The following is a 17,501-nucleotide window of genomic DNA, read 5'->3' as shown; positions in this document are numbered from 1 at the left end:
AGGAGATCAGTTCCTCGATGACAATTACGGTTTGGAGAAATCGTAGAATACCGTTGGACCACTGAATGAAACCGGATTTTTACTCCATGTTTCAATGCCATTACGATGTTTTATCACAATATAATAGTTTCCGTTGGGTGGATAATTCCCTCTCACTGCATACCCATTTCTCAGCAGAATTACCGCTTGAGCGCTGATCAATCCAAATGGAGAAACGGATTGATGCAGTTCTATTGTCAGTGAGTCTGTGGCCTCTGCATTCAAACTGATTCCATTATCATATAATGTCGGAATCATATAACCATTCCCGGTATAGAGTCCCTCTATAATCACTTTCACCTGTACAGTCCCCATACCACAACCTTCATCGATGATATTATTACAATTATCGTCAAGTGCGTTAGCGCATTGTTCTGTTACACCGGGGTTCTGTCCCGCTACATTATCATTACAATCACCTTTATTCGTAACATAACCACTGATTGCTGAGCAACTAACGGTATCTATTACCGTACTTCCATAACCATCATTATCACCATCATAATAATAGGTGAGACCATAGGTGCAGGATCCATTACTTTGTGTTGCGAGCGATGAATAATTACAAGCGAGAGGATCGAGGCAACCCGGCACATCAAAAACACTATCGTTAGCAATATTTATAAAATACGTTTCTGCTTTAGTAAAAACATCTGCGGCTACTTCAATAGCAATTTTACGACCGGGAATATCATCAAACGGAGGATGGATACCACCCCATATCCGGGACAAAGAGGATTCATCCGCGGCATCCTGATACGTCGCCCACTGCAAATCAATATCCACACTCGGTCCATTTTCAAAAACCAGAAATTCATCTCCTTCAGCATGAAACACTCCCATTCCGCCCGGGAAATAATTATCGCCGGTGAAGTCGGTCAATATTTCTGCAGCAGCTCTGGAATAGGTAGAATGCCCGGATAAGTAACCCGCAAATGGTGGTGTAACAAAGGATGGACGCTGATAGGGTAACCAGTTTTCAGCGAGTATCCAACCCACGCCTGCTACATCAGTATCTACATTATTTATTGCGGTATGTCCCCGCCAGGCTTTTACTTTTATCTTACCTACATTCACTCCTCCCGCTGCAAGAGGATCTCCGGGATGCACCACTTCTATATAACCGGCTATTAACGGTAAACCGGCAGGGTGATAATTGGAATCAGCAGGATTTGTACTCTGTCCTAACTCAGCCATTGCACGGATAGCAGAAATAGGTCGGGGGGAATCATACCAACCTTTTATTCCCCAGATGGAAACGGCGACATCATGCATAGCGCCACCCAATGCAAAGTATCCTTTCACGCTCCACTCCAAATCATCCAGTACCGGACCGGCCCCCTTGTACTGTTTTGTCTCGAGCGGATGATCTGAAACATAATTGAAAATGGTGAACCAATGTCCGGGAGGTGTTTCAGATTCCGGTCCATCTGCCCAGAACTCGGCCAGGATACGGGCAAAGTCACCCCGCTTAACCATATTAGGTGCATAGGGCAATCCGGTAGCGGGATTTACGGCATGTCCGACATTCGTTGTTCCTCCACCAATCAGATTATAAAATGACGGATAGGCGGAAGCGTTAGCCGGCAATACATTCCGGTTACCCTGTGTTGCAGGAGAGATATCCCACATCGTTGTATCGGCAGGATCGAGATGAGATGACCAAACCGATACCAGTGCATGTCCCCATTGGTATTGCGAAGAGGTTCCTGATCCATCCATCTGAAGTTCAGGAGGAGTGCCGGGGTCATGATAGACTTTATAATTAAATCCATTGCGCTGGTTTACGACCATATCATTTGGCGAGAGTGCGAATGGAACTACCTGTCCCCACTCCGGACTTAAGAAAGGTGGTGTAGCGCCGGGAATTTGATTACCGCTCTGATCAATAAAAAGATCCAGCGTGAGCGGTTGCCAGCGATTCAGATTTGTCATATTCGGATTGCCCGGAACATCTACATTCAGAGGAGGATTGACAGGAGCATAACTCGTATTGGCATAACTATTCTGTTCATTCGAACCGTCCTGTAAACCAAAAGCAATGTAGCAAGCAGCGATATAGTTGCCAAGTGCGCGTGCATCGCCGGAGGCATAGTTAGTTCCGGTGAAGGCTTTATCATAGCCAAATGAATCCATATGAACATCATAAGCCTGCATCAATAACGAAGCTTGTGGTGATCCTGCAAAGCGATGCCTGAGCAACCGGTACGATGCATAACTAATGGCTTTTCGACGGTCACCCTCCACATCTGCCGAAGCAGGAATCCCGGTATATGCGCAGGTATAGGTTCCTACGGTTTTTCCAAGCAGAAATTCTATGGCATTGTTATCATAGGCTGCCCATGCATCCCACATGGCGGAGGAATGATGAAAGAGATTGCGGGCGTGTACGGTAGGTCTTGCAAAATCCTTACGGATGGACGCCAATAATAATTCATTCCACTGGCGGGCGACGTTCAGGTTTAAACTAACGGTAGGGTAAGCCGAAGAGGGCGCACAATTCGGATCAGGGTTTGTAGGACAAGGATCACAGGCATCCGCCAATCCATCCTGATCATAATCTGAAGGAGTAGGAGCAAGTTCACAACTATCGTTCATAAATACGCCGTAGCCTGCACACCAGCCGGACACAAAATCCTTGAGGCCATCGTTGTTGATATCGATCCAGGCAAAGTCATAATTATTATCGGCCCAGGGGTAGATGGTGGATCCATATACATCAACGAACACGCCATTATCGTTACGATAAATCGCCATTCTGCGACTACTGTTACATGGCGGAATATCTACATCCACATCGGCTACACCGATATCGAGATCGCCATCCAAATCCAGGTCGGCAGCATGTACATTACCGCCAAAACCATTTGATGAACCGAAGTTAAGATTGGTTTTAGTGACGGTAAGGCTCACATTGGGAACGAATGCCGTTGTCCTCAATAAATAGTCGGTGCCATCATCCACCACAAAAACATCGAGCTTACCATCCAGATCGAAATCCGCAATTTCAAACATATAGGGTGCGCTGGTCGGAACCAGATTCTGCCAGTTGGTGAAATTCCCTGTTCCATTGTTGAAAAGCACCAATACACCGCGGGCATTCCAGGGTGCCACATTATAGAGTGTAGAATTTTTAACGATATCATTGTCGCCGTCATTATCCATATCTCTGATCTGACAAGCCGTTCCGAATGCTGAATTTCTCAGATTACCTAAACGTACTGCACTTTCATTGGTGAAATAGCCTGTGCCGTTATTGATCAGCAAATAATCCTGCGATACACCTCCCGAACCACTTTGTCTGTAATTGACAAAATAAATATCCATGTGATTATCGCCTGTCACATCACCGCCCCATACAGCACAAAAGCGCACAGGATCTTCTGTTAATGCCGGAAAACGCGTGGAAGACTCATCTATAAAGCCCAGCCAGTTGCCCAATGAATCGGCACCACGGTTTCTGAAATATTGCGGTTGTTGTAAAAAAGTATTTGCAATCACCACATCCTTCCAGTTATCTCCATCAAAATCTCCAACAAAAACATCTCTGGCAAAACTCACCGTGCTAATAAACTCAGGAGCATAAAGCGTTGTTTGATCCGTCAGGATACCGTTGATATTCATCAGCAACAATGTCGACTTTCCGGGTTGTGTAGGACTGGAGAAAGGCTGTTTACGTACTACGATCAAATCCTCTCTTCCGTCATTATTCAGATCAGCCGCCCACATATCTTTTTCTTCACCATCACTTGTTGCCACGGAGGTTACCGTAAGTCTTGTGGTTGAAGCATTCTCCCAACTCAGCCACTGAGAACGGCTTTCCGTAGTTAGAAAAAGCAAGAAGAAAAAAACGAGCGGTTGAAGATGTTTAAATTTTGATGGAAGGGTATAAATGAAAAGATTACCATACGTGTAGTGATGACCGTTGTTTTTCATTTCCGAAGATGATTGAGGGATAAGCCTATTTTCAAATTTATCACTTTGTTTGGGATTGACTCTTAATTTCACCAACGAAAAAACGTCGTTCACCTAATCATGGATAATATTTTTCAGGATGATCCTCCGTCAGCCAATTTTCCGATGCCAGAGGCTAGAAGAATTCTTCAGGAGATTTGGAAGGAAATAAGGAATTAAAAACTATCCCGCTTTCTTTTGAAACCCGGACCAGATTCTCATCACTATCCATCCCATCAAAGCACCAATACTGTTCGCAAGGAAATCCACCCAGTCAGCAATGCGATCACTTAAAATATAGCCTTGATACAATTCAATCAGTCCTCCATAAATGGCCCCGGAAAAAAGAGGAATGCTGAATTGATTTCTGGTCCACCTCGTTTCAACAGGCATTTTAGAAAAACTATAAGTAAAGAGTATTACATATACCGCATAAAAAACGAAATGTGCGACTTTATCCGGTGCGAATAAATCAAAAAGCTGTGGAATGGTAAAAGAAGGTGGTGTAATTGTACTCAGGATAAGAATCAACAAAGCCCAGCTAATGCCGGGCCAGTTATACTTTAGGAATGATTTATTCAGAGAATCAGGCACCGACCAATGCTTTGTAGGCATCAGCACTTAAAAGATCCGCCAATTGTGATGCATCAGAATATTTCACTTTTACCATCCATCCCTCTCCATAAGGATCCTTATTGACCAGTTCAGGTTGCGCTTCTAATTTTGCATTCAGCTCCAGCACTTCTCCGGTTACGGGCATAAAAAGATCAGAGACCGTCTTCACAGCCTCCACAGTTCCGAATATGGATTCTCTGTCTACCGTTTCACCCACTGTTTCAATTTCTACATAAACGATATCACCTAATTCGCCTTGTGCAAAGTCTGTGATACCAATGGTGGCGATGTCACCTTCCACCCTGATCCATTCGTGATCCTTGGTGTACTTAAGTTCTGCTGGAATATTCATAATTTTTATTTGCTCAAAATTAACATTTTCATTGATTACTGCGATAACGAGAATCTGACTTCCACGCCGGTGAGGATATTGGAAGTAGGGAACGATGTGGAAATCACAGGAGTATTTATCGTTTGTTCATAGAAAAGACGAATATTCAATCGTTCATTGACGGCATAGTCCGCCGCTCCTTTGATGGAATAGACATTTAAACCGGCTGTTGGCTGGTTCACACCCTCCAGCAGACGACGGATAATGGTAATATTACGACGCGCTGAAAAATCTGCGGTCAGGTTGAGGCTATTGCTGGAAACCTTTTTCTTACCGGAGATGCCAAAGGGCAAACGGAACTTGGGCATTCTGTAGCCGAATCCCAATACAATTTCATTTCCTTTCACTTCCGTAATCTGAACACCGGCATAGGTCAATGAAACATTGCGGTCGCGACGGAATTCCGCCCTTGTTTGCATGTTGTTTTTCCAGGTAACATCTACTCCTATCAGCGGACCAAATTGTTCGCTCATGGAGATTTGAGCCAGCTCCCGTCGTGGTATAAAGTTTCCGGAGATATCTTTCACAAGCGGGAAAGGGGCATCTACATACGTAATATTTCGCTGGAAGGAGTTCACATTATAGGTCGCTCTATAGCTATGCGAAAGATTTACACTATTGAACAACTTCTTAAACAGCGGCAATTTACTTAAACCGTCGTAGGTAATTCTCCAGTTGGGCAGAGGGATTTTAGGGAACACATTTAAATCAACACCTGTAGGTGACTTCCCGGTATAGGCGGCAAGAAATGCCAGGGCCAATACTTCCTGCTGTACACCACCATATCCGGCGTTATACACTACACCGAAAGTATCAGGATCACCAAAGCCCACCGAATTCGGGTTTTCTGCTGCCAATCGTTCGGAGATAATCTTCCGGAAATCATTGAAATTTTCAAAGGTCTTACTGGAATACGTTGTCTTATCATCTTTCACGAAGGCTGTTCCCCAACCTATCACGGAGATACTGAAGTTACCCGTTTCCGTTACTCCCTGCGATTCGAAACGAGTACCGTTGTATCTGAAAAACTCGGAGTTATTCCTGCTGAACTGCCTGTTCATCGTGAGCTCCACTTTCATGCCTGTGAAGGGTTCTATTGAAGCCCTGCCTGAAAAATTAGAAGAGTACGTTCTTGTCAATGGATTGTTCAGCGTGGAATCGGATGTAATCCATCCATCTCTCACCGCGCGCTCTCTGATATCTTTTTGTGATCCTAAAGTAAATCCATAACCCGGAGAACTGTTGTTCAGATCCTGCCCCAACACGTCAGAGTAATTGACGTAGCCGGGCAATGTAGTACCTGTATTTTCGCTGTAGGTAAATCCAAGCGTCTTCACACCCATAATCATTCTGCCGATGAAGCGAACGGCATCAGGAATCTGACCCGGCTGTTTGATTTTTGGCGGCTTCTTTCCCTTGAGTGAATCCGGAAGCTGTGCTTTCAATGAATCAGGCATTTCACTCTTGATATCCTTTTTTACCTCCGCTTTTGGCTTTGGTGCAGGCTTGGGTTTTGGGGAATTAATTTTCTTTAAAAACGGTATTTTATTATACAGTGTGGTCATGGTGAAATTCCCATTCAACTGTTTTGTATTCGAATTCTGAATGGTATTTCCTGTACGAGGATCTGTGGTGAAGGCTCCGGCAGAATTTCGCAGGAATTGGCCTGCGGTCCAGCTGTAGTTAAATCCGTAACGGGCATTCACTGATATCCAGTCGAGGAGAGGGAATTTATTCAATGGCACCTGATAGGATACATTTCCGGTATGCTGATAGTTCTTATTTCGTCCCAGGAGGAAGTTCTTACCCCAGATATTACTCTGAATAGAATCTCTGTCCTCCTTGGTATCTATTTTTCCTTCCGGCTCATCAACGACAGAGTAGTTATTGGCATTAAAGTCAATTTTGATACTGCGGGTCAGATCCAGTTTGAAGTCATAGAGTCTTCGCATTTCAAAATTCTTATTGAAGAAAGTATCGCGAATGATATCGCTGTAACCGGTATTGTTCCTGAATAATTTCTCCCCGTACATGCGGGTAACATCGGTACGGAAATTTAAACTGGTCGGAATAAGATTCAGGTTGATGTCTTTAATCAGCTTCAGGTGCTTGGACTTCATCGCTTGTGTTTTTGCAAAAGGAGCGATGTATTTAGGAGTAGTATTGTAATTATAACCAATAGCTCCCCGATGGGTTTTTACTAAATCGTATTCAATATTAATATCTCTGTGAAAGATCTCGTCATAGCCGTAGCTGAAATTGAAATTTTCAATATCGTAAACTTTTGGTTTTCCTGTTGCCCCGGCACCTCTGTTCTTTTTAACATTGGTGAAGTTAATGCTCTTGTTCTGGGTATAATCCTGTGAGCGTTTCTTAATTTCTCTCTTTTCCTTTTTACTTTCGGCTTCATCGAGTGACTTGGTGAAGAGCACGTCCTGATCCAGCGGATCATAAACAGGATTACGGACAATCGTTCCATAGTTCACATACATCGGAATATCCAGATTGGCTTTTGCCGGAAGGAATTTTCCGAGATAGAGGGATGATGTAACGTTGAATGTTGTTTCACTGTTTACCGGTCGTTCACTTACTTTTTGATCCAGTGGTCCGAAGCCGGCTGATTTATGTTGTCCGGCGACAGTAAGATTTCCGATATCTGCCAGTTTCGCATTGACGCGGGCGTTAGCGGCCCAACCTCCTTTCTTACTAAAGTCAGTTAATCGCAATTCATTCACCCAGACTTCACCGCACTTGGGTTGTCCGTCATCACCTCCGGGCGCGAGCGGATCCAGCTTCGGATTACGAATTCCTACCATGATGGATCGCACAGAACTGAGAGAGGGATTACCTCTTACAGTAAACTTTCGGTTAGAGCCACTTTCCAATTCCGAATAGACACTCGTAATATTTAAAGCACCACCGGAATTATCCACCGCTTTATTTCTTCGCAACTTCAGGTCAACAAATTTCTCCAACTCCAGTTCGATGTTATTCGATGTCGGCCAGATCGCATCTGATGCCGTTACGCCCCATCCGGTTACGGTAAGCGGCACTTCATACTCGTAGTAGTTTTCGTTGAAGTCATTACCCATCCGCAGGAATACGCTGAGATCGCCGTTCTTCAATGCATCTTCATCACCACTCGCTTCGGCATGAACAAACATTTTAATCTTTTCATAAAGGCGAAGATCCAGTTCCAGATTTTTAAATGCACCACGTGCATCTCCATCTTCCAGATCACAAACTTTCAATGCGAGTGATTGCTCATTCAAACGTTGTAATACAGTGGAGCCAATATTCACTTCCTGCAAAATGCCGGGAGGAATAACATAGTTCACAGGAGTACGTTTTCCGTTTTCCTCAATATTCACAACAGAAATATCGAAAGTGGCATTGTTAGGATCCGTACCGATAACATCTCCTGTTGATCTTAAATCGTAATTATATTTCCTCCACTCCCCGCGTAATAATTCGAGTCGCGCAAAACGTAATGTCATGGGCTGTTCAAATCCGGTCATGAACATCCGGATAAAACTGATGGTATTGAATCCTTCGATATCCCCAACGCGGGTGATGTTAGGATTTGTTCCATTGATTTCGCGAATAGGTACTTTGAACTGATACCAGGTGATCTGATCGCTATTGCCGTTCGGCAGATTGACGGTACGGGTTACTTTATCGACGATAAAATTCTGTCCGACATTCATCTCTCCCGGACGCAGGGAAACACGATACTGGTAAAACTGTTCGCTGTTCTCCTGATTAAAATCTTTGTTGATATCGGCTACATCAGGAATGGTTGTGGCTGCTGTGGGATAACTTTCCGGAGACTGATTATCGGTGGGCGAGTTTCCTTCTCCATTACTGAACCGCTTGTAACGGTCAAGGATACCCAATCCCTGATTATCATAATCGGTCCCGCGGTAATAATGGTAGTTATCGGAAGAGGGGTCCGTCGTCAGATTCTGATACACCTGCGCCGTAACGATACTCTGCATTTGGTTGAGGTAATCCTGAAAAAATGAACCTTCCAGATCATTCCTCAATCCGTCAAAACCGACATCCTGAAACTGACGTGCATCGGGATTGTTATCAAAGGCGTAAATAATAGGAGGTTGCGTTTGAGGCGTGAATCCCCATACCCCTCTTGTAGCACGACTGGTATCACCATCACTCGGTAATCCATTTTCATACTCGAGCTTTCCATCCTTCAATACATCTTCAGAAATATTACCCAGGTTAAAATAAAGATCTCCTCCACCCTGATTGGTATTCTGCGTATTGCTGTTAAAGGGATCCATCATCCAGAACTGAATGAACTCCACGTTGGCTACATCAAAATCTGTTGTTTCAATACGACGCATTACACCACCCCAGCGGTCTGCAGGATTGGTAAATCTACCGGTAGCAGGATCAATAAATGAAGGATCAGCATCATAATTATACGGTCCACGTTCATCCGGATAGAAGGACATATTGAAAACAGGAAGTACGACGGTCTGACCTTGTGGCGCATCACGGTTCGGGAAGATTTCCTTCTCAGGCACCTGACGCACCAGGTGATTCGAAATTTCATTGTCATCAATATTCGGAGGGGTTACATCCTGAATATCGCGATAGAAGAGCGGATCGATGATATACCAGTTGAATCTTGCCCTGTTTCGGCCATACGCCAGCGTTATACTATCTGCTTCCGGGAATAAGCCATTGTTTGGTGTAGATGCGATGATCCAGCTTCCCACATTTCGCAGGTCGATGGTACTTTGGCTCCCTTCAAAATCGTCCACATATGCCGTACCGTTTTTACCGATCGCCTTATTATTTCCCGGGATAAGATTTGCAAATTCTCCGGCAACCGTGATGTTAGAGGGTTCCTTGGTTGAAATGCCCGGCAGTTTGTCGATCATGCGGGTCAGCCACCGCGACTCCGTTCTCCAGGTTCCATCTACTCCCCAGATCGTATTGGCAATAGGCTCATCACCGATATTTACTTTCTGAGTGATGGGACGTTCATTGAGTCGAAGTAAGGTACCGCCTAATACCAAATCTTTATTCACGGTATAATCAAATCGTGAACCGAAGAGTGTTTTAGATTGAATGCTGAAGAGGGTATTACTTTCGAGTGCGATATTGATCGTTGTACCGGAATTCAAAATACTCTGATTGATGATCTTTACGCGACCGAGGTTATAGTCTACGGTATAATCCACATTCTCTACCAGCTGCGCGCCACCTGCAGTTACCTTTACAGATCCCTGTGGAATGTTGATGGCATTAAGAGGAATATCAGAACCATACTTACTGATATAACTTCCTTTCAGACTAAATTTATTTTTCTCGGCCTGCTGTATCGCGAAAATTCGTGTGGAATCATAGAGGGCCTGATAGACGTAGGGTTCGGCGGAAACGGAATCGGTGAATTTACTTCGCAGATAGGATCCGAATGGTTCACGCACCGGGAAAATAATTCTTCCGTTCGCACTGTTTATCATCACGCCTTCGATAAAGTCAAACTCACCATCCGGACGAGGGTCGTTGTTTGAATTCAGTTTATCCAGGTTAAACAATCTGTTCAGCGGCTTGGCATAAACGTTAGGTTGGGCAGGAGAAGTAGGAATATAATTCAGTCGGTTACCGATGGTGTCCACATAATACAGTACATCCATCTTAAAATCCTTACGGTCGATCTGGAAACCACCGAGGGCATAGATGTTCTTCATCATCAGGTCCCAGGTAGGAAGCTTGGTATTGTTCACACGGCCTTTGATCAGTTTCAGGAACATCACATTGGGTGGTTCAATACCGGTATTGGTCAGGTCACCGACTCTGTACACTTGTCCGCCGATGGTATATTCATAGGCTACAGCCAGTACTTCATTTCCGTTGAGCGCCTGATTTAAGGAGATATATCCCAGACGAGGATTGAAGGTATATTCAGTGGTAGCCAAACGACGTGCATTCTGTACCACCTCGTAATCACGGGAAGGACTTAACTGAGTGATACTCGCAATTTCATTCTGAACCTGGGTTACATTACGCAAATTCGGAATTGCATTTAACTGATCATAAAGTGTATTGCTAGAATCATCAGGATATGGCGAATTTGACAATGGACTAATATAGTCGGTATTAAAAAAATTCTTTTCCCCCAGATCCATCGTTGCAAGAATTGTACGGGTATTATCCGTACTGTTATTCCGGTTGGTCACCCAAACTTCGATACGGGTGATGGCGACGAGGGAGTTAATGAAAGGCAGATCGGCAAGTGAGATATCATACTGATCTTTAAAGTATCCTCCCACAAAATAATGTTTGTTCACTTCATACTGATCACAGGGGATATCGAACTTCGTGGTAGTGGCACCGCCCTTCACTTCGATATTCGAGGCCTGCCCTCTTTGTTGAGAAAGCAAACTGGTGACCATAAGGCGACCAAAACGCAATTGTGTCTTTATTCCGAATAAACTCTGACTACCCTGAATCAACTGACTATTCAGCGGAAGACTTACGTTACCGGCTTCTATCTTCTGAATAATCTCGTCTTCATAACCGGTATACTCCAGTTTCATCTGGTTCTCAAAATCAAAACTGGCTTGTGTATTATAATTGGTGGTAATCTTCAGCTTCTCACCGATATTACCAATCACATTCATTTGAATCTGCTCACGAAAATCGAAAGTGGTAATACGACGCTGACGCTCGGGCAGGGTCGGGTTATCATAGCGGCTGATATTTAATCCGAAGGCGAGGGAAGCAGATCCCTGCGGGCGAATATCGATGGTATTTCCTCCGAAAATTCTGTTAAAGGCTTCTCCACCCACATAAATTCTGGGCGAGCCCCCTTTCCGTTTATCGAGGTTATCAGAATTTGCTTTTTGTTTCCAGTAGTTCTTCGTGCTTTTCTCAAACTCCGCTTCCTTAAACTCCTCAAAAGTCATGTAGCTGGGGCTTCTGAAAAACTCATCCCCTATTTTCTCAGAAATATCGTATTGACGTTCATCGGGATTATACTGGATCGTCGTTTGAATATTCGAGGGGTCACTCATATACAAAGGGCTGGATGGAGCCTGCGAGTTATAAGGATCCGCCCAGCGATCTTCGAAAGGGTAGGGTAAAATGATGTTTGTTGTATCCGAATCACCGGGAACCAGCAAGGGCATTGACGGGAAAACATCTATCACCGATTCCGGACCTGTTGCCCATACCATGGTCATCAGCGAGCAGAAATAAAATGCAAGAATTGAATACGAACGGAAACGCTTCAACAGTCAGGTGGGTTATTAGGTAATAAATACAGGCGGCCAAAAATAGCACAAAACCTGCAAGAACCGAATCCTACAGAGATTCCATTCTGAAAGGTTTAACGAGCATAGAAATCAAATGTTTCAGAGGTAACTTAAAGCCACCTTAATTATATCCTCCACTTTGGAGTCTGAACCCAATGATTTCGAAGCTTGTAAGATAGCTTTTTCAGCATTAACACGGGCAAATCCCAGCGTTAACAGAGCACTTAACGCCTCATTACTCTCTGTATTGTGTCCTCCGGAAGAATTAATAATTACTTCCTGCTGGCCCTTTTTCATCTTATCCTGGAGGTCAACTACAATCCTTTGAGCGGTTTTGGCGCCAATCCCCTTTACTTTCTGCAGGCTGATGATATCACCGGAGGCGATCACATTTCGCAATTGTCCGGCCGTCATCGAAGAGAGAACAATTCGTGCCGTTGAAGCTCCTACTCCACTGACATTCAATAGCTCCCTGAACATATAACGCTCCCCTTCCTCCGCAAATCCAAACAGGAGCTGTGCATCCTCCCGTACCACATGATGTGCAAAAAGCCGAAAGGTAGACTTGTCCTTTAATTGTCCATAAGTATGCAGGGAGATTTGCAAATGATAGCCAACGCCACCACATTCGATGGTCACAGCAGTTGGGTCTAACGAAGCGATTTTTCCATTAAAGTAATCGGACATGGGGCAAAGTTAAAAGTTTATTGATGCCAATTTTCTGCTTCTTGACGCTTGCTGCTTGCCACTTGCTGCTTGACAATTTGTTAAATATCTTGATGCATCATCTTGTTTAGCGTCTTGGTTTTCCAACCTGTAGCCGCGTTTCATGTTGTGGTTTTCCAACCTTTAGCCGCGTTTCATGTTGTGGTTTTCCAACCTGTAGCCGCGTTTCATGAAACGCGGCTACAGGTTGGAAATACCCGAATACACTATAAATTTATTGGATTTTTTTCTACCTTCCCCTAATTTCGGTTGAGAAATCAATGTAGAAAAAGAGGATTGCAAACGAAAGAGCGCACCTGAAAGAAAAACCATAAGTTGACAAATAATTGACCTGATTAAATAAATTAAAAATAAACTTTGTACTTATTCAGTTGACGATATGCTTCTACGTTTATTGCTTTTAATTCTCTTAATAGCCACACCGGCAATGAGTGGTGCTCAGAACCTTTTTCCAAATCCGGGTTTTGAATTATTTAGTCAATGTCCTACTTATACTTCTCAAATCAATCGCTGTACGGGTTGGGATTCGGCGGTGGGTACCGCTGACTTTTATCATTGCGGATATTATGCTCCAACTACCCTTGGTGTTTATGGTGTGCCAAGAACGGGCTCAGGGGTGATTGGTCTGGTTTGCGCTGCACCTTTTATTTTCAATCCCGGTCAGGATTGGTATGGAGAAACTTTTAAAGGGATGTTGACACAAACGCTGATTCCGGGAGCAAGATATCGTGTTACTTCGCATTGGTTGCAACCTACTACCAACCTTCCTCCACCTTCGATGAATTGTTTTTCATTAGGATTTTATTTCTTCAAATCTATCCATCCGCCGAATGCACCGTTGCGGGGTTGTGCAACATTCCGGCCACAGGTTCAAATTGACCCGAGCTTGGTTCCGGTCAGCAGTTATGCTGATTTCACCATCGACTTCACTGCAGATAGCTGTTACGATGCGGTGATGATCGGAATCTTCTGTAATGACAGCACCACCACACCAACGTGTTTGCAAGTGGGGGAGACGGATTATTTTAATGTAGATGATATTAGTCTCACAAAAATCGCTGATCCTCCACCGGGGATTAGTGGATTTACAGCAAACGAACTGGAAATTTGCGAAAATGAATGCCTCAATTTTCAAGACATATCTTCCATTGACCGTTATTACAGAACCTGGTATTTCGAGGGCGCGGATACGCCACAGTCAAACGATAGTTCTCCGGCGAACATTTGTTACGCCAATGCGGGGAGATATGATGTTACACTCGTCACTCTTTATGAATGCGGACGTGATTCCATTGTAAAAGAAGATTACATCAGCGTTTTAGCTCCTCCCACAGCGGAAATTATTGCTGACACCACTGTTGTTTGCTTCGGTGTAGAAAAAATGCTGGAATCGGTAAGCAATAGTCCTGTGATTTGGTCGACCGGTGAGAGCACTTCTTCCATCATCATCCGCACTCCCGGAATGTATATAGTGAAAGCAGAAAATGAATGTGGACTTGCAACGGATACACTAGCTGTAGAATTTGAAAAATGTCCTTGTGAGGTATGGCTACCCAACGCATTTACACCCAATAGCGATTCTAAAAACGAAACTTTTGGTGCGATCAGCGACTGTATTTTAAAATTGTACAAATTATCCATTTACAACCGCTGGGGACAGGAAGTTTACCAATCGGCGTCGTTAGCAGATAACTGGGATGGCAGATACAACGGACAAGACGCACCGGAAGGCATTTACATAGCCAAACTTCATTATGAAGGCTATGACGAAGACCGTATCCGCGAAAAAGAAATCAGACAAATCATACATTTGTTGCGTTAATCAAAGAAATCTAATCTTTTATTCAATAACATTATATGATATAAATACAAAATACGAAATTCTACGAAAGTACGAATTGCGAAATTTTGCGGATTGCGAAACATTCTTGGAGGGGGTACGAAAGTTTATTCATTGAACCGACCACGCCTGATTTCGTGACCTAATCAACCCATTTTCAAATCATCAAATTTTCAAATTAATCAGTGTTTTATTTTTTCTTTTTTCGAAATTTCCTGATGAGATTGACGGGCTTGTGCATCTGCAACGGCGATGGTCACCATATTCACGATTTCGCGAACGGAAGATCCCAGTTGAAGAATATGCACCGGCTTTTTAAGACCAAGTAAAATCGGACCTATGGCTTCTGCTCCGCCCATGGTTTGCATCAATTTATAGGCAATATTACCGGCATCCAGGTTGGGAAATATCAATGTATTTGCACCGATACCGGCCAGATCACTAAACGGATAATTGTCCTTCAGCATAGTAGGATTGAAAGCAAAATTGGCTTGTATTTCACCATCCACGAGTAAATCAGGGTGCTTAGCATGAAGTATTTCTACTGCCCTGCGCATTTTCATAGCGCTCTCTGTATTAGAGGATCCGAAATTAGAATAAGAAAGAAGTGCGATACGGGGAGCAATATTAAATTGACGTACAGCCTTCGCCGTTAGCAATGTGATTTCAACAATATCTTCCGCAGTGGGGTCAATATTTATAGTGGTATCAGCAAAAAACACGGGACCATCCTTAGTAATCATGATATACATCCCTGCCACTTTGTCCACACCGGATTCTGTCCCGATAATGCGCAAAGCCGGTTTAATGGTGTCCACATAATTACGTGTAAGGCCTGAAATCATTGCATCTGCCTGTCCGGTTTCCACCATCATTGCACCATAATAATTCCGCTCCTGCATAATTTTCTTGGCTTCGTAGAGGGTATAACCACGACGCTTTCTTTTCTCAAAGAATATTCTTCCGAATTCTTCCAGCGTTTGGTTTTCCTCGCGGGGATCTATCACCGTGATATCACTAATCCGCAGGCTATGCTCTTCGATGAGTCGTTGAATCTTCACTTTATTTCCAAGCAAAATAGGAATAGCAATACCCTCTTCCCGGACTACCTGAGCGGTTTTAAGAATTTTATAGGTATCGGCATCTGCAAAAACCACACGCTTGGGATTTTGTTTCGCCTTACTGGTAATCACGCGAATCAGCTTATTATCGAGGCCGAGACGTTTCTTCAATTCGTTCTCATAGGCCTCCCAGTTAGTAATCGGTTTCTGAGCGACGCCTGAACTAATTGCTGCTTTGGCAACTGCCGGGGCCACTGTATGAATCAAACGTGGATCGAGTGGTTTGGGAATAATATAATCACGACCGAAAGTGATATTTTTTTGATTGTAGGCCAGGTTGACAATTTCAGGGACCGGTTCTCTCGCCAGTTGAGCGATAGCATGCACCGCAGCAAGTTTCATTGCCTCATTGATCTGAGTGGCCCGTACATCGAGTGCTCCACGAAATATAAAAGGAAAGCCGATCACATTATTCACCTGATTGGGATAATCGGAACGACCTGTAGCCATAATAATATCCGGACGGGCGGCAACAGCTTCCTCATAGGTAATTTCAGGATCAGGATTCGCCATGGCAAATACGATCGGATCAGCCGCCATGCTTCGGATATGATCCCCATTCAATATATTTCCTTTAGATAAGCCCACAAATAAATCGGCATTCACCAACGCTTCTTCCAGGGTATGAATATCTCTACGCGTTGCAAAACGGACTTTATTTATATCCAGATTTTCTCTGTCGTGACGGATCACACCCGTGCTATCTAACATTACGATATTCTCCAGCTTAGCACCAAGCGAAACAAATAGTGCAGTACAGGAAATCGCAGAAGCACCGGCGCCATTCACTACGAAGCGAACTTCATCAATTTTTTTTCCTGCCAATTCCAATGCATTAATAACGGCAGCACCTGAAATGATCGCCGTTCCATGCTGATCATCGTGCATCACCGGAATCTTCAACTCCTCCTTCAGGCGACGTTCAATTTCGAAACATTCCGGAGCTTTAATATCTTCCAGATTAATACCACCGAAAGTCGGGCTAATTGCCTTCACGGTTTTAACAAAATCGTCGACGTTCGTTTGGTTAATTTCGATATCAAAAACATCTATGTCAGCAAATATTTTAAAGAGAAGACCTTTTCCCTCCATCACCGGTTTCGACGCTTCAGGACCAATGTTTCCAAGACCGAGTACTGCGGTGCCATTGGAAATTACAGCTACGAGGTTTCCTTTGGCGGTGTACTTATAAACGCTTTCCGGATTCTTTTCAATTTCGAGGCAGGGCACAGCTACGCCCGGCGAATACGCTAAGGCGAGATCACGCTGAGTACTGGTCGGCTTAGTAGGAACTACTTCTATTTTACCCGGGCGACCCAACGAATGATAGTCGAGTGCTTCCTGATGGTTATCTGGCATAACTTAATGATTTAACCACCTCTGCTTTCTAAATTTATAAAGGTGGAGGGTTATTGTTTGGTATTGCAAATTTAATGAAATAAGTATGTCCTCGAAAGAAAAAACAACTCCTGATCACTGACATTAATCAAAAAAGGGGCCATCCAGCCCCTTTTTCGTATAGTGATAAC

General features: G+C 43.9%; 7 protein-coding genes. 1 reads left to right on the top strand and 6 read right to left on the bottom strand.

The features are described 5' to 3' along the window. Positions 1-24: 24 nt before the first annotated feature. From IPJ86_17160 to ruvA, 5 genes are all read right to left on the bottom strand, one after another. Positions 25-3,975, bottom strand: a complete 3,951-nt coding sequence (locus tag IPJ86_17160) for a VCBS repeat-containing protein (GenBank protein MBK7888951.1) — start codon at positions 3,973-3,975, stop codon at positions 25-27. A 201-nt stretch (positions 3,976-4,176) separates the two neighbouring features. Continuing rightward, positions 4,177-4,608 (bottom strand): VanZ family protein, encoded by a 432-nt coding sequence (locus tag IPJ86_17155; protein ID MBK7888950.1) that lies wholly within the window; start codon positions 4,606-4,608, stop codon positions 4,177-4,179. Further along, complete coding sequence (gene gcvH, locus IPJ86_17150) at positions 4,580-4,960, bottom strand: glycine cleavage system protein GcvH (GenBank protein ID MBK7888949.1); 381 nt, start codon at positions 4,958-4,960, stop codon at positions 4,580-4,582. Before gcvH ends, IPJ86_17155 begins: the two co-directional genes overlap by 29 nt. 35 nt (positions 4,961-4,995) lie before the next feature. Then, complete coding sequence (sprA, locus tag IPJ86_17145; protein ID MBK7888948.1) at positions 4,996-12,264, bottom strand: cell surface protein SprA; 7,269 nt, start codon at positions 12,262-12,264, stop codon at positions 4,996-4,998. A gap of 120 nt (positions 12,265-12,384) precedes the next feature. Beyond that, the gene (ruvA, locus tag IPJ86_17140) at positions 12,385-12,972 is read right to left on the bottom strand and encodes a Holliday junction branch migration protein RuvA (GenBank protein ID MBK7888947.1); all 588 of its coding nucleotides are present in this window, start codon (positions 12,970-12,972) and stop codon (positions 12,385-12,387) included. Positions 12,973-13,390: 418 nt separating this feature from the next. Between ruvA and IPJ86_17135 the strand changes: the two genes are divergently transcribed. Next, the gene (locus IPJ86_17135; GenBank protein ID MBK7888946.1) at positions 13,391-14,833 is read left to right on the top strand and encodes a gliding motility-associated C-terminal domain-containing protein; all 1,443 of its coding nucleotides are present in this window, start codon (positions 13,391-13,393) and stop codon (positions 14,831-14,833) included. Between the two features lie 200 nt (positions 14,834-15,033). On the opposite strand, the gene IPJ86_17130 is transcribed toward IPJ86_17135, so the two are convergent. Further along, positions 15,034-17,331, bottom strand: coding sequence for an NADP-dependent malic enzyme (locus IPJ86_17130; protein MBK7888945.1), 2,298 nt, complete (start codon positions 17,329-17,331; stop codon positions 15,034-15,036). Positions 17,332-17,501: the final 170 nt, after the last annotated feature.

This window comes from Bacteroidota bacterium (assembly GCA_016713925.1).
Lineage (GTDB): Bacteria > Bacteroidota > Bacteroidia > AKYH767-A > OLB10 > JAJTFW01.
The sequence above is the reverse complement of the archived record's forward strand: the minus strand, read 5'-3'. Positions and strand labels throughout refer to the sequence as shown.